This is a genomic window from bacterium (assembly GCA_035527515.1).
In the GTDB taxonomy this organism is placed as follows: domain Bacteria; phylum B130-G9; class B130-G9; order B130-G9; family B130-G9; genus B130-G9.
Genome location: DATLAJ010000063.1, coordinates 19,439 through 34,223, shown reverse-complemented (window position 1 = coordinate 34,223; position 14,785 = coordinate 19,439). Strand labels below are relative to the sequence as shown.

Sequence of the window (14,785 nt, the reverse complement as noted above, 5' to 3'; positions counted from 1 at the left end):
GCATGCTGGCAAATGCTGACATTAAACAGGAGAAGATAGGTGCCAAAGCAGAAGTCTGCGATTAAGCGGCTAAGGCAGAGCAAGGAGCAGAGAGCACGTAACCGTATCCGCAAGACCAAGATGAAGTCCACCGTGAAGAAGCTGAATGCCGCTATTGGTGAGAGCCCAGGCACGGACAACGAGAAGGTAGTGGAGCTATACAGAAGCGCGGCCTCGGTGATAGCTAAGACCTCAAGCAAGGGAACGATACATAGGAATACTGCCGCGAGGAAGATCTCCCGTCTCACTAAGGCCGTCAACAAGGCGATTGGCGCAGACGGGCTTGCTGGCGAGCAACCTAAAGCCACGGTAGCGTCACTGTTTGAGGCGGAATCTGTCCCAGAGGCCCCTGTCTCTGGGCCTGTGGGAGTTGTCTCTGAGCCTGTGGTGGAGAAACCAGAACCCGCGGAATCGCCGACGCCGATGGAGGACCCGAGCACGCGCGACTCAGAGGCCGCGGCGGAGCCCAACATTCCACCGGATTCCCAGGAGGGCTCCGGAGAGATTCCCGAAGAACAGGAAACGGCCCCCGAGACAGCAACGGAGCCGAATGCCAGTGAATCTGAAGAACTGGCAGACGAGCAGCCTGTGAGGCCTGACGAGTAACCAGCCCCGTGGCGCCCGCCGCGGCCTACGGCCTAAAGGGCGCGGGGCAAGCGGTGGTCCCACATGACAGGTTGGGCTTTCAGGGCACGACAAGCGCTGTCTCTACAACAGGAGTTTTCGTATTTTTTGATTAAGGAGTGTTGTGTTGTTGGCTGTGGGTTTTGGTTTTGGTCAAGAACAAAAGTGGAATTAGGATTGACGTGATGCTGTGTTTCGGTTCCCCGAAGGGGGGCCACAATAGTAGCCGTAGGTGGAACCTACGGAATCCGTTCACGTCGGTATCCTCGCGATCTTAAAAGGGGGTCGAACAGCCCGTCCAGAGGGCTATGTTCAGCCCTTTCAGGGCTGTTTTCCTTTCCTCCTCTAACCCTGATCCGTAGGTTGCACCTACTGCTACTCACGTTCATCCCCTTGCGGGGATGCGGGAAGAACGCCGTCAGTTGAGCAGGCCCGGGCACGATTACGAAAACTCCTCAAACACTGCGGTTGACAGGCAAGGGGAGGGTCATTATAGTTTAGGTCAATTTCGTTTCTGTGATGGGTTATATTCTCGCTATTACGTTAGGGAGGAGTCAGATGCCTCGAGGTGCGATTTGTTGCGCTGTGGCCGTTTTGCTCATACTGTTATCGACGGGCGTCATATATGCCGATGAAGTTCGGCGGCAATTGGCCGCCCCAGTCCTGCACGGTCGCGTTATGCCCGAAGGGATGGAGACCGAGCTTACCTGGGATACTGTTCCCGGCGCCTATCAGTATTTCATCGAAAGAGATTTCTCGCCTGATTTTGACGTGGAACCGTTCGGGCAATGGTATCGTATTCCGGCAGCTTCGCGTTATGCCTTTCGGGATACATCTATAAACGAGGAGATGCGGACCCTATACTACAGAGTAAAGACTCAACCCTCGCAGTTTGACCTAACAGCCCAGGAGAGTGATTTCTCCAACGTTGTGGCCCTAACGCCGATCGACCCGACTCCCGATCCTGACGTTGAGGTTCTGATCACCCCCGCGTCGTTCGACTTTCAGACTTTCATTTTCTACAAAGAGCTAACTGTGAAGAACGTATCGAGCAAGCCCTTGAAGGTCTCCTTGTGGCCTAGCACAGAGGTCATTGCTCTGTCCACGTCCGGGTTTTGGCTGGACCCATGGCAGTCTGGAACTGTGGGGGTCTCTCTTGACCGCAGTGCGCTCGACCCGGGATTTTATTCCGGTTTTGCGATCTCGTTTCTGTCCAACGCAGGAACGGTGGCGCCCCCACCAAACCAGGACGGCCAGATCGAGATCGAGGCGCAGGTGGCGGGTCCGGTCGAGGTTGCTCCTATTGGACCATATTTCCTCAGAGACGACACGCCAAATCAGAACGGTTTGATCGACAGTGGGGAGAGGGTGAACTGCCAGTTCAAGCTGGTCAATACGGACAGAAATGTCCAGGCGCTTGATTTGACGGTTCGCATTATTCCGAGGGCGAACGTTTCCCGCGTTGATGTAGGTGCGGTGAGTCATATTAACAACCTGTCTGCAATGGAGACCGTTTATGTCCCGTTCACATTCACGGCCGCTCCTGTCTATTTTGGGTGCGATTCGGCGGAAGGGCCGATTGTGGATGGGGAGTTTCTCGTCATTGTTGCCGACACGTTTGGCTACTCGTGGGAGCAGACGGTCACGATCGGCATCTGCACACCGCTTGACCTGACCGTTGTGAGCTTCGCCATAGACGACGACAATCAGGGCGTTTCGGCCACCGTCCCACACACTCATAACAAGATGATTGAGTGCGGTGAGATCATCGAGGCCCGAGTTACTTTTATGAGCAACTATGGACTTTTGGACGGCACTCTCAGTCTCTCGGATGATCAGCATTTTGACTATCTGCCACTCGGCGACTCGTTCTCATACAAAGATGTCGATGACCTCAAGCTCATTCCCTCTTGCGGCGAAGTAACCCCTGATAGGGATTTCGAGTTCAGGGCAGTCGAATATGACGCATCTCCGATCACCTTCAGGCTCACCATTGACGCCAACATAGCGCCGGGCGTTGACTACGCGGCCGATGCAACCTATCCAGTTACCTACTACGAAGACTTCCTGGTCAATAGCCCATTCGGGCCGGAAGTTACGGTAACATCGACCAATTATGCGCCCCGGATGATCACGGACGATTCGTTCACGATTCTCGCTAACGTCCGGAACCTAGGACCCAAAGACCTGCAAGCCGACCTTTATGTCGCCGCGCTCTATCAGGGTGAGATATTCTACCTGAGCGAAGGACTTCCCACGCTGGGGCCGGCGCCTCTTCGCCCGAGCATGTATCTCACACGGAACACGCCCGGGCCCAGGCGGATAGTCGCCTATCATTGTCCCGGCGTCGCGGGATGGGCGCGGACAGGCCTTTTGTTCGCATCGGTTTTGCAGGTGCCGGACGAGACGGTTTACAGTCAGGACCTGTGGTATTCGTTTGATTGGACCATTGTAAATATCAATTATTAGTCTGTTGCCTTTTGGTTGCAGCTTCTGGTTGTGTTGTGGCTGCGCCTCAATAGGTTCTTTCGTTATCTGCTCGCTCTACTTGTGAAGGCAAGGGTGGTCTTCCGAGAGGTGAGGAGCCTTAGCGTTAAATTCCTATCTGACTGAGCTCAACTTAAAGATGATGGGCGCAGTTCAGTCGAGTAATATTTGCTGGTAGAGGTTCATGCCAAGAGAGGTCCTCGATTTCGAGCGTCCGATTGTCGAGCTTGAGGAGGCGATAGCGGAGCTCAAGCAGGCGGGGGACCCGGAGTACAAGGACCGCATACAGGCCTACCACAAGAGGCTCAACAGGCTATACACCGAGACGTTCTCGAACCTCTCTGCCTGGCAGCGGACGCGGCTTGCGCGGCACAAGGACCGGCCTTACACGCTTGACTACATCTCGCAGACGACGAGCAAGTTCGTCGAGCTGCACGGGGATAGGTATTTCCGGGACGATCCAGCAGTAGTAGCGGGTTTGGCGGTTTTCAGAGGGAGAAATGTTGTGGTTGTTGGGCAGCAGAAGGGTAGAGATGTGAGTGAGAGGATATTCCGTAACTTCGGCATGCCCAATCCGGAAGGCTATCGGAAGGCCCTGCGAGCGATGAAGCTCGCGGAGAAATTCAAAAAACCTGTGGTCTGCTTCGTTGACACGCCGGCCGCGTATCCTGGCATAGGGGCTGAGGAGCGGGGACAGGCTGAGGCGATCGCTCGCAACTTATATGAGATGTCGATTCTCAGAACACCGATACTGGTGGTGGTTACGGGTGAAGGAGGCAGTGGAGGAGCTCTTGGGATCGGTGTTGGGGACAGAATCTTGATGCAGGAGAACGCGATATACTCGGTGATTCCGCCAGAGGGTTGTGCTGCGATACTATTCCGCGACGGTAAGCGCGGCCCCGAGGCGGCTGAGGCGCTGAAGATAACATCACTCGAATTGAAAAGACTTAGGATAATAGACGAGATCGTCAAGGAGCCGCTTGGAGGGGCACATAGAGACTTTGCGCTTGCCGCCTCGATTCTTGGGGATAGGATTCAGTCTAGCCTTGATGAGCTCTGTAGCCTCGATCTTGATGAGCTGCTCGACGGTCGGTTCAAGAAATTCAGGGCGATGGGCTGTTTCATTGAGAGGACGAACAAGAAAAAGTCTTGACTTGAGTGCGAGGGACACTAACATTCGGGTTCTTGGTTGTGGATACTTTATTGGTACAAGGCGTGGCTACTACGTCAATTGAAAGGAGCCTTTTAGGGAAATGAAGAGCATCGCTTTAAGTTTATTCGTATTGTTCATTTTGGCAGCATCTTTGACGATCCTGTCCTGTAACCAGAAAGACAGGGCTAGCGACATCGACGATTATCGACCGAAGATTCTCGATGTAACGGTCAAACAAGGCGAGACGATACTTCGTAAGCCCTATGTGTTGTCGAAGAGCGTCATTGAACCCCTTGTGTTTGAGGTGAGTGTGCATCATCCTGATGCGACAACGGATGACCCAGCCGGAAGCGGTAGCATCTTGAAAGTCTCTGGCGGCTTTCAGGACCCGGACTTTGGGAACGAGAGCTATCAACGTAGGGTTGAGCAATACATGGGTAAGTTCCCCGATTGGAACCACACAATCGGGCCCATCAATAATAGTCTTGCTCGCGATAGTTATCTGCCCGGCGAGGTCTTTTACGGGATAGGCTTTACCGGTGAGTTCTCGGACAGCGGGCCCGGTATGGCCAATGGGCCGGACGAGACGGCTGGAGACGGCGTTTCCACAATACGAAGAGACAGCAGGCTGGACCCCAATACCAAGTCCAATCCTGCTCGCCCGTGGAAATTTTACTTCTGGGCAGAGGACATCAGTGGGAACGATTCAGAGCCTTATTGGGTCAAGATAACTATTACAGAATAAACGTTAGCGCGTCTGCACACAGTTTTAGCTTTGGATGAGACTAGCTGCCGCTCCGTGCAAGTGCCGGAGCGGCAGTTTCGTTTTTTGTTGAGGCGGCGCTGGGGCCTTTCCCCGAGGACCAGGTTCTCGGTTCAGACATACCGACACAGACACAGCTGGCTTCGTGCATGAAGTTTGCTTTCACGCTCGGCTACTGTATTGTTGACGTGGCTTACATTGAGGCCGATGATCACACTTATCATATATGCCGAGGCTGGTTTTGACGAATCAATCCCGCGTCCTACGCGTTCTCTTGATGGCCGCGTTTCTGTTGCTCATCCTGTGGTTAATGGGGTGCGACAGGGAGACCACTTTCTATGTCGGGGCGAAGTTCTACGCCGTCAACAACACCGAGGAGGGACTTCACGTCTATCTAAACTCTATTTTCCAGTTCAGCCTGGGCCCGGGGCAGGGAGACGAGGTTGATGACCTCGATGAGGGAGAATACACCGCCGCGGCGAGGCGCGAGTCGGACGGCGCCGTTGTGAAAGAGGAGGAGGTCTATCTCCACGAGAGGGAGAAGTTTCGCTGGGAGATTCGCTAGCTTCAGTAATGACGTTACCCATAATTCGGCGGGTCAGACCCGTTTGGGCCAGTCGCCTTGAAGAAGCCTATCCGCCTGGGCAGACTGCTCCCTTTGTTTAGGTCGCTTTTGCTGGGCCGTTGACGAGCGCTATCGGGAAGACCTGTTCGATCTGGTCAACGTATTGGAACGTCATCCCCTTTACGAGATGCTGCTCGAGGTCCTCGATGTCCCCCCTGTTGTTCTTGGGCAAGATTATTTCGTAGATGTCCGCCCGCTTAGCTGCGAGAATCTTCTCCTTGATTCCACCAACTGGCAGGACCTTCCCCCGCAGCGTCAGCTCCCCCGTCAGCGCCACGTCGCAGCGCACCTTTCTCCCCGTGAAGAGCGAGACAAGCGCCGTCGCGAGGGTTATGCCTGCACTCGGCCCATCCTTAGGGATCGCACCGGAGGGGATGTGGATGTGCACGTCAAGCTTACCGAAATCGGTCTTGCCAATGCCAAGCTTATCCGCCCTTGAACGAACGTAACTCATCGCCGCCTTCGCCGATTCCTGCAAAACGCTCCCAAGCTGTCCCGTCAGCTGAAGGTCCTTGGCGCCACGCATCTTGGTCGCCTCGATGAAGATTATCTCTCCACCGACACGGGTCCAGACCACCCCGGTGACAACACCAATCTCCGCCTTCCTTTCCTTCGTCTCTGGGAAGAACTTCACTGCGCCGATGTATTCACGCAGCGACTTTACCGTAACCACGCGAATCCTCTTATCGCCCCCGGCCACGACCTTTGCAACCTTGCGGCATATCTTGCCGATCGTCCTTTCGAGCTCCCTCAAACCTGCCTCGCGTGTGTAGCGGGAGATTATGTGCTCAATGGCGTCGGTCTTGAACCTCAGCATCGAGGGCTTCAGCCCGTGTCCATCAAGCTGCTTCGGGAGCAGAAACTGTCTCGCAATTCTAAGCTTCTCCTCGTCCAAATACCCCGGAAGCTCAATTATCTCCATCCGGTCGCGAAGCGCCGGCGGGATTGGGTCGAGAATGTTCGCCGTGGTGATGAACATGATTTTGGAGAGGTCGAACGGGACCTCGATGTAGTGGTCCGCAAACGTGTTGTTCTGCTCGGGGTCGAGGACCTCAAGCAGAGCGGAGGCGGGGTCCCCGCGGAAATCAGCACCGATCTTATCGACCTCATCCAGAATGAAGACTGGGTTGTTGGCGCCGACGCGCTTGATCTCTTGTATTATACGTCCGGGCAGCGCCCCCACGTAGGTCCGGCGATGCCCTCGTATCTCGGCCTCGTCCCGCATTCCCCCGAGCGAGGCCCTGGCGAACTTGCGGTCCATCGAGCGCGCTATGGATTTGCCAAGCGAGGTTTTCCCAACGCCCGGCGGACCAACGAAACAGAGAATAGGGCTCTTGAGGTCCTTTTTGAGGCTCCTAACGGCTAAGAACTCGAGCACACGCTCTTTGACCTGCACGAGGTCGTAATGGTCCTCGTCCAGTATCTTCTGCGCTCGCCTAAGGTCGAGGCTGTCTCTAGTGCTTTTACTCCACGGCAGCCCAATGAGCCAATCCAGATACGTCCGAATCACACTGTATTCCGCCGCAGCGGGAGGGACCATGCTCAGCCTCTCGAGCTCCTTTTCGGCGGCCTCCTTAGCGTCAGGTGGCATGCCTGCCTCGGCAATCTGCGAATAAAGGTCCTCGACCTCGCGCGACTTCTCGTCAGTCTCGCCGAGCTCGCCCTGGATGGCCTTTAACTGCTGGCGAAGAAAATACTCCCGTTGCGATTTCTCTATCTCGCTCTTCGCCTGCGACTGTATCTTGGAACTAAGCTCCAGAACTTGAAGGTCCCGATTGAGATACCCAATCACCTTGGAGGCCCGTTTCTCCACGTCGAACGTCTCGAGAAGGTTCTGCGCCTCGCTCGTGCTGATCTTCATGTGAAACGCCACGAAATCACATAACTGGCCCAGATCTTTGATATTCATCCCGGCTACATACATCTCCTCTGAGAGATAGCGCGACGCATCGACCAGTTTCTGAAACTGAGCAAGGATGTTCTCCGTGAGCGCCTCCACCTTGACGGACTCGATGTGCGGATCGTGCACTTCCACCGCCTCCGCCTTGAAATATGGTCTCACGCTTGTGATTGATTTTATTTTGACGCGGTTTAGGCCCTGAACAATCAGCTTGGCGCTCTTGTCGGGCATCTCGAGCTTCTTGGCAATGATGCATGCGGTTCCAACTCTGTAGAGGTCCCTCTCGGTGGGTTCGTTCGTTGCCGGGTCCTTCTGAGTAACCAGTGCGATCATGTCCTTCTCTTCTCTGACAGCCGAGACCAGGCTGATGCTCCGCTTGCGCCCAACCAGAAGCGGCATAACGGTGTTCGGAAACAGGACTGCATCTCTCAGCGGCAAGACCGGCAGAAGCATGGCCTTGTCCTGACGCTGTTGCGACTTATTGGGCTTTCGCGATCTACTCTGACGACCCGGCAAGGCGCTCACTCCTTACCAGTTTGGGAGTTCTCGCCTTCCAAGGCGCCGGCCACCCGCAACATGCCTGCCTCGTCAAATGCCCTCGCAATCAGCTGCACACCCACTGGGAGGGCGTTTTCCTCGCTGTTGTAAGGGATTGAGATTGCTGGAAGGCCCGCGAGATTCGCCGGAATAGTGAAAACGTCGGATAGATACATCGTCAGCGGGTCGTCGAGCTTCTCGCCTATCTTGAACGCCTCCTGGGGGCTTGTTGGTCCCATCAGCACATCCACCTTCTCGAAAGCCGTCCGCAAGTCTTGGATTATCAATGTCCTCACCTTTTGAGCCTTGAGGTAATAAGCCTCATAATACCCGGTACTCAGAACAAATGTGCCCAAAATTATCCTCCGCTTGACCTCCTGCCCAAATCCATCTTCTCTGGTCTTGCGATACATATCAACGAGGTCTGAATAGGACGAGGCCCTGTGTCCATATCGCACGCCGTCGTAGCGCAACAGATTGGAGCTGGTCTCCGCCGTGCTCAGAATGTAATAGACCGCGACTGCGTAGTTAAGGTGCGGCAGCGAGACTGGAACTATCTCCACACCGAGTCGCTCGAGGGAGAGCATGGCATCCTGAACTGCCCTGGCCACCAGAGGCGTGAGTCCCCCCTCCACGTGCTCTTTGATGACGCCGACCTTCAGACCCGATAAGTCTCCGTCGAGCAATTTGCTGAACTCCGGCACAGAGAGATTGACGGACGTTGAGTCCCTTGGATCGTACCCGGCGATGACTTCCAGCAACAAAGCGGCATCCTGGACGTTTCTCGTGATCGGGCCAATCTGATCGAACGACGGGGCGAACGCCACGAGCCCGTAGCGGGAGACACGGCCGTAGGTTGGCTTGAGACCTACGACGCCGCAGAAGCACGCCGGCTGCCTGATCGAGCCGCCAGTATCCGTCCCAAGCGCACAAGGAGCGCATCCGGCAGCGACAGCGGCAGTTGAGCCGCCGCTTGACCCGCCGGGGGAGCGATCGAGGTCGTGTGGATTCCTTGTGATGCCAAAGAAGGAGGTCTCAGTGGATGAGCCCATGGCGAACTCATCGAGGTTGGTCTTGCCCAGGATTACCGCTCCAGCGGAGATAAGTTTCTCCGCAACCGTGGCGTTGTATGGGGAGACAAAGTGTTGTAGGATTCTGGAGCCGCAAGTAGTGGCCTTCCCAGCTACGCAGATGTTGTCCTTGATGGCTATTGGGACGCCGAAGAGCCGCATCGAGGACCGTGCCTCGCCACCAATAGAATCAAGAGCTTTGGCACGCGCCAATGCCCCCTCGTCATCTAACGTTATGAACGCATTGGTCTCTGCCTGTCGCTCGTGCGCCCTGGTCAGAAACGACCTCGCGGCCGCCTCTGCCGAAATCTCGCCGGCCAGGACCTTCCCGCCAAGCTCCGAGAGCGAAAGCCGCCAGATGTCCATCACACTCTACCTCTGTTTTGCCTACTGTAAAGAGTTTTGGTCCACTCCGAGGCCACATAAGCAATAGCTTTCAACATCACAAACCGCATGCGATCATCAACCAACACAAAGCAGGCATGCCCGGCGCTGAACAAGCACACAGACAATTACAGCGTCGGGCCTATGAGGACAAAGGTAGCCTCAAAACGGACGCAGTCCAGGACTCCGGCTAGCGCGTCGCGGAGAATCGACCAAGTAGATGCACCTCGTCAGACGATCTTCTCGTCCTGTTCCTTTTTCTTGCCCTTCCAGACGTCCCGAATGATCCCGTAGATAGTCAGACCCAAGGCAATCGTAACTGACGACCACAGCATCATCACAAAAAGCATGACGACGGTGTTGAGGAGACCCTCTTCGACCGTGCTGAATTGTAGGTCAAAATTCACGTGCTCTCACCTCCCTCCAAAAACTGTCGCAAACTACTCGAGTTCATTTTTCTAGAATCTGCACTCGACTGTTGTCTTATTTCTCACAACTGGAAAAACCATCCATGCCTGCTCCAAACAGCTCTGAGACCACCTACTATCTCCCAATCCTTCTTGCAGAGCTCAACTACCTCTATCAACGAACGCACCCTAACCAGCCTTTTTTGCAGGTGTCCTATATTCTGTAAGAATCATTGCGGCAAACTATATGTTAGCGGCCAACTTCCGTCAAGCGCCTTGCAGCTCTTGACACGCAGCCCGAGATTGGCAAAGCTACCAATGTAGTGAACGTGCTGGTCTATTTTTTGTTTTACGGACTGAGCGGAGGCGGATAGGTCCTGGTGGGTCTTCTGGACTTCAAATCCAGCAAGGGGCGGCAGAAACCGTCTCTGGTGGGTTCGATTCCCACACGCTTCCGCCATCTCGCAACTAATAGAAGCGCTGTAGCAGAAGACAGCGACTCGCTACATTGCTCGCGCGAGGATTGCGAGGCGGTAATAGATTGGAGAATCTCCGGTGCACCTCCGAGAGTTTGGCGGCCCGCCTGGAGAAACGTAGGCTCTTCATTCACCTTGGGGCAGGGGTTTTCAGGCCATGTATCTGAACTTTTTTCACCTTGATGAGATTCCATTCAATCTGACGCCGGACCCAAGGTTCTTCTTCATGAGTAGAAACCATCTCGAGGCAGTGGAACACCTCGAGTTTGGCATTCAGCAGCGCAAGGGCTTCGTTGTGATCACCGGCGAGGTTGGGTCGGGGAAAACCACGGTCTGTCGGGCGCTTCTCTCTAGGCTCGACGGCACAAAGACCGAGACCGCGCTGATCCTCAACCCGATGCTTTCGCCGCTGGAGCTTTTGCAGGCAATCAACGAGGACCTTGGGCTGGAATACGAGGACAACAGCCGTAAACGGCTGACAAAGATTCTGAACAAGTTCTTGCTTGCGCAGTTCGAACGCGGCGGAAATGTCGCTGTGATCGTCGATGAGGCGCAAAAGCTTTCCGAGGACGCCTTGGAGCAGATTCGGCTGCTGTCGAACCTTGAGACCGCCAAGGACAAGCTGATCCAGATAGTCCTTCTCGGGCAACCAGAGCTCGCCAGTGTCCTCTCACGTCCCTCAATGACGCCGCTTGCGCAGCGCATTGCGGTTCGCTATCACTTGGGTCCGCTCGATTTCGAGCGGACCTGTCAGTATGTTGCTCACCGGTTGCGGGTTGCCGGATGTCATCAATCTGTTTTCACCAAAGGTGCGCTGAGGGCGGTCTTTCGTTACTCTGGCGGCATCCCTCGCAAGATCAACCTCGTCTGCGACAAGGCGCTGCTCTGCGCGTTTGGTATGGGCGAGCTTCAAGGTCAGAAGGTTCATGTCAGAAGCGCATTGGCGGAGCTTGGGCAACATCGCTCGGGTTTCTCGGGCGCAGTGCGGCGCTTGTCCTCGCGCAAGTGGGCGATAGTGGCTGTGGTGCTGGCAATTCTCTCCACATGGTACGTCTCGGCACGGTGGTTTGCGCCCAGGCCTGGGGGCAGCCCGATACCGAATGCTGCTGTTGTGGATAATCGGGGCCTGAGTTCTGCTGCGAAGTCCGGCTCCAGCGCGCACCGAGTTTCAGAGCCTACGTCAAGAGTTGAGCCAGGGCGTCCCTCGAGAGGGATGAGCGGCTTTGACCGAGACGGCGCCTATCGGGTCGAATCGGGAGAACTTGCTCCCTTTGGGGCGGTCATAACACTCCTCAGATTGTGGCACGAGAACCTCAACGGGGTGCTTGCGAACGGCGACGCGTCCTCAATATCCTCGGCCGCTGAGGTCTGGAAACTGATAGACCATGCGGGCTACCGGATTGAGTCTCGCCGGACGACGCTCTCGCGTGTCAAGCTCCTGGACGTTCCGTGCTTGATAATGTTGAGGAAACAGGCACAGGGCCCGGCCACGTATTGTGCCTTGTGCGGCTTCAACGATGGGACGTTCCAGGTGGCCGATCCAACTTCTGGGCTTTTGAGGCTTGTGGAAACGGATCTTGACAAGCGCTGGACGCAAAGAGCAATATACGTGCTGCCGGACATTGCTGGGCTGAGATATACGTTGCGGCTCGGCAAGAGAGGGCCTGATGTGATGGGTTTTCGGGCTAGGCTTTTCAATCTGGGACTTTTGGGTGATTCCAGGAGCGATAGATACGACGCAGAGTGTGCCGAGGCCGTCAAGAGGTTCCAGCTGTTGAGTGGGCTTATCCCTGACGGGATAGCAGGCTGGCGGACTAGGATTGCACTTGTGAGGGATACGTTTGGAAGCCAGGCGCCGAGGCTGAGCACCTGGCCGCCGGGTAATGTTGGAGTTGGTGGTTGAGCATAATTCACGACGCTTTGAAACGGGCGGAGAGCGAGAATAAGCCGCGTGGCGAATCGCCCGGGCAATCGGGAAAGCTGTCTGAGCGAGGCAGACCCACGAGGCAGATGTGGCAGCTTCTTCTGTCGATTGGTGCGCTCTGTCTCGGGCTTGCGGCGCTGGTTGCGGCGATATCGCTGCTTCTATACCCAAGTGGCGAGCGCTCGAGCGCGGAGGCCAGACAGGAGCTTAGTGCTCGGATACCTATTCAGAGCAGCTTGCCCACAAGTGCCGAGACGCGGCCACAGTCGCCATTGAGCCCCATAGCAGCTGGCGAGCAAGCCCAGGAAGTTGCAGCGCCGAGCAAGCCTAGCGTTGCGCCAGATAAAGGCCAAAGGCCAGAGAGCGAGATCAGTAGTGCGACTCACCCAGGTAATGCCAAGGCCCCAACTGAAGCCCAGAAACCTGACCGGGCTCCGGCTAGCAAGAAACCTCCTGCCAAGTCTCTGTTCATCACGATGTCGCAGGGCAAGCAACCAGTTCTGAAACGTGAGTCTCCGAAATCGACCAAGAAGGGCAAGATCGACATCCGTTCAGCGGGTCGTGTCAAGACCGCACTCGACCTTGAGAGAGAACGTCGGGCGCTCTCCCTCTCTCATCTCAAGAAGGCGCAGAGTTTTGCCGACAAGGGCAATGTCCAACTTGCGCGTCAGCATTTTGAGAAGGCTATTGAGAGCGAACCGGACAACGTGCTGGCCTTGATGGGTCTCGGGTCGTTTCTGCTCAGCCAGGGCAAGCCCGTCATGGCGGAGCGCTTCCTGCGCAGGGGTGCTACCCTCGACAAAGGCTCGAAGGAGATCAAGAGCGCACTCTATGAGTACCTCGGTCAGGCTCTAGCCGGGCAAGGGCAATATGAAGAGGCGGTTAATGCGTATCAGACGGCGATCGCCCTGAACGATGGCAACCTCAGCGCCTACAACAATATGGCGGTGGCTTACAAGAGGCTCGGCAAGCGGGAACTGGCCAAGCGCACATACTCGCGGCTCTTGATCGTCGAGAACAGGGCCCCGTTGGGTTATTACGGTCTTGGCTTAATGAATGATGATGATGGCAAGACCGACGAGGCCATATTCGGCTACTCTCGTTTTCTGGTTCTTGCCGGTTCGCGTTATGAGGAGCTCCAGGAGCAGGTCAGGAAGAGAGTTACCTTTTTGAGGGCCAAAAAGGAGCGCGAGAAGAAGCGGAAGTTCGTTCACAAGGAGATCTATGTCCCATAGGCTAGCCTTGTGTTCACAGTGCTCCGCGCGAGCAGGACGGCGGCACAAAACCGGGGCTGATGGTCGCGTTTTAGTCGAGCGTGTCTGTGCGGCGTTGGTGGAGCGAGCGATATAATGATTGAAGAGATTAAAAGGATCGAGCAGGAATCGCGAGAGGAGTTCGCCTCGGCAGTTGGCTACGAGGAGCTTGAACAGCTCAGGATCAAGTATCTCGGCAAAAGAGGCATTTTCGCCTCATTCCTAAAGAGAATTGGCGCACTGGACAGCGAACTCCGGCCGGCCGCGGGCAAGGCCGTTAACGATGCCAAGATAACGGTTGCCTCGTTCTTTGAGGAGGCAAAGTTGCGCATCGAGTCCTCCGCTGGCGCGAAGTCCTCTGCCACATTCTTCGACTACACACTTCCCTCATATCCGTTCCCAAAAGGCTTTTTGCATCCATGCACACGGGTGATGGATGAGATACTGGACATATTCATGGAAATGGGGTTCGAGGTTGAGCTCGGCCCAGAGGTTGAGCTGGAATACTACAACTTTGAGGCGCTCAACACCCCGAAGGACCATCCAGCGCGCGATCTTCAGGACACTTTCTACATATCCGGAGATGTCCTGCTTCGGACGCAGACGTCTCCGGTTCAGGTAAGGGTGATGGAGACAATAGACCCGCCGGTCCAGATGGTCTCGCCTGGGGTAACTTACAGGCGTGACGCTGCGGACATGACACACTTACCGATGTTCTCTCAGGTGGAGGGTCTCATGGTGGACCGCGGGGTAACATTTGGCCATCTGAAGGGCATTTTGGCGGAGTTCGTGAGACAGATGTTTGGCGAGGGTCGGCGCACGAGGTTCAGGCCACACTACTTCCCGTTCACAGAGCCAAGCGCCGAGATGGACATCAGCTGCGGCGTTTGTGGCGGGAAGGGCTGCCGGGCATGCAAAGGGATTGGGTGGCTTGAGATCCTTGGCTGTGGGATGGTCCATCCGCACGTGCTGGAGCTGGTCCACTATGATACGGAGGAGTTCACGGGATTCGCGTTCGGGATAGGAGTTGAGCGCATCGCGATGCTCAAGTATAACATCGATGACATCAGGCTCTTCTTCGAGAACGACCTCCGCTTCCTGAAGCAGTTCTAGCCTCTGTGCCCAGTTCTCGGCGCGCTGCCC

Annotated in this window: 11 protein-coding genes and 1 tRNA gene; 9 read left to right on the top strand and 3 right to left on the bottom strand. The window is 55.7% G+C overall.

The window, feature by feature from the left end:
• Nucleotides 1–39 precede the first annotated feature (39 nt).
• The 5 genes from rpsT (at nt 40) to VM163_04645 (ending at nt 5,631) form a co-directional block, all read left to right on the top strand.
• The gene (rpsT, locus tag VM163_04665; GenBank protein HUT03164.1) at nt 40–645 is read left to right on the top strand and encodes a 30S ribosomal protein S20; all 606 of its coding nucleotides are present in this window, start codon (nt 40–42) and stop codon (nt 643–645) included.
• Nucleotides 646–1,221: 576 nt separating this feature from the next.
• Nucleotides 1,222–3,132 (top strand): hypothetical protein, encoded by a 1,911-nt coding sequence (locus VM163_04660; protein ID HUT03163.1) that lies wholly within the window; start codon nt 1,222–1,224, stop codon nt 3,130–3,132.
• A gap of 202 nt (nt 3,133–3,334) precedes the next feature.
• Complete coding sequence (locus VM163_04655; protein ID HUT03162.1) at nt 3,335–4,303, top strand: acetyl-CoA carboxylase carboxyltransferase subunit alpha; 969 nt, start codon at nt 3,335–3,337, stop codon at nt 4,301–4,303.
• Nucleotides 4,304–4,403: 100 nt separating this feature from the next.
• Nucleotides 4,404–5,048, top strand: a complete 645-nt coding sequence (locus tag VM163_04650) for a hypothetical protein (GenBank protein HUT03161.1) — start codon at nt 4,404–4,406, stop codon at nt 5,046–5,048.
• A 259-nt stretch (nt 5,049–5,307) separates the two neighbouring features.
• Nucleotides 5,308–5,631: a hypothetical protein gene (locus tag VM163_04645; GenBank protein ID HUT03160.1), complete on the top strand. Its 324-nt coding sequence runs from the start codon at nt 5,308–5,310 to the stop codon at nt 5,629–5,631.
• Nucleotides 5,632–5,728: 97 nt separating this feature from the next.
• Here VM163_04645 and lon read toward each other — a convergent pair whose 3' ends face one another.
• From lon to VM163_04630, 3 genes are all read right to left on the bottom strand, one after another.
• Complete coding sequence (gene lon / locus VM163_04640; GenBank protein HUT03159.1) at nt 5,729–8,107, bottom strand: endopeptidase La; 2,379 nt, start codon at nt 8,105–8,107, stop codon at nt 5,729–5,731.
• A gap of 5 nt (nt 8,108–8,112) precedes the next feature.
• Nucleotides 8,113–9,564: an Asp-tRNA(Asn)/Glu-tRNA(Gln) amidotransferase subunit GatA gene (gene gatA / locus VM163_04635; GenBank protein ID HUT03158.1), complete on the bottom strand. Its 1,452-nt coding sequence runs from the start codon at nt 9,562–9,564 to the stop codon at nt 8,113–8,115.
• A gap of 248 nt (nt 9,565–9,812) precedes the next feature.
• On the bottom strand, nt 9,813–9,989 hold the full coding sequence (locus VM163_04630; GenBank protein HUT03157.1) for a hypothetical protein: 177 nt from the start codon (nt 9,987–9,989) through the stop codon (nt 9,813–9,815).
• A gap of 362 nt (nt 9,990–10,351) precedes the next feature.
• Between VM163_04630 and VM163_04625 the strand changes: the two genes are divergently transcribed.
• From VM163_04625 to pheS, 4 genes are all read left to right on the top strand, one after another.
• A tRNA-Sec gene (locus VM163_04625) sits at nt 10,352–10,449 on the top strand.
• A 173-nt stretch (nt 10,450–10,622) separates the two neighbouring features.
• Nucleotides 10,623–12,368: an AAA family ATPase gene (locus VM163_04620; protein ID HUT03156.1), complete on the top strand. Its 1,746-nt coding sequence runs from the start codon at nt 10,623–10,625 to the stop codon at nt 12,366–12,368.
• Nucleotides 12,365–13,624: a tetratricopeptide repeat protein gene (locus tag VM163_04615; protein ID HUT03155.1), complete on the top strand. Its 1,260-nt coding sequence runs from the start codon at nt 12,365–12,367 to the stop codon at nt 13,622–13,624. The genes VM163_04620 and VM163_04615 overlap by 4 nt, the downstream gene beginning before the upstream one ends.
• Nucleotides 13,625–13,738: 114 nt before the next feature.
• Nucleotides 13,739–14,755 (top strand): phenylalanine--tRNA ligase subunit alpha, encoded by a 1,017-nt coding sequence (gene pheS / locus VM163_04610; protein ID HUT03154.1) that lies wholly within the window; start codon nt 13,739–13,741, stop codon nt 14,753–14,755.
• The last annotated feature ends 30 nt before the right edge of the window (nt 14,756–14,785 follow it).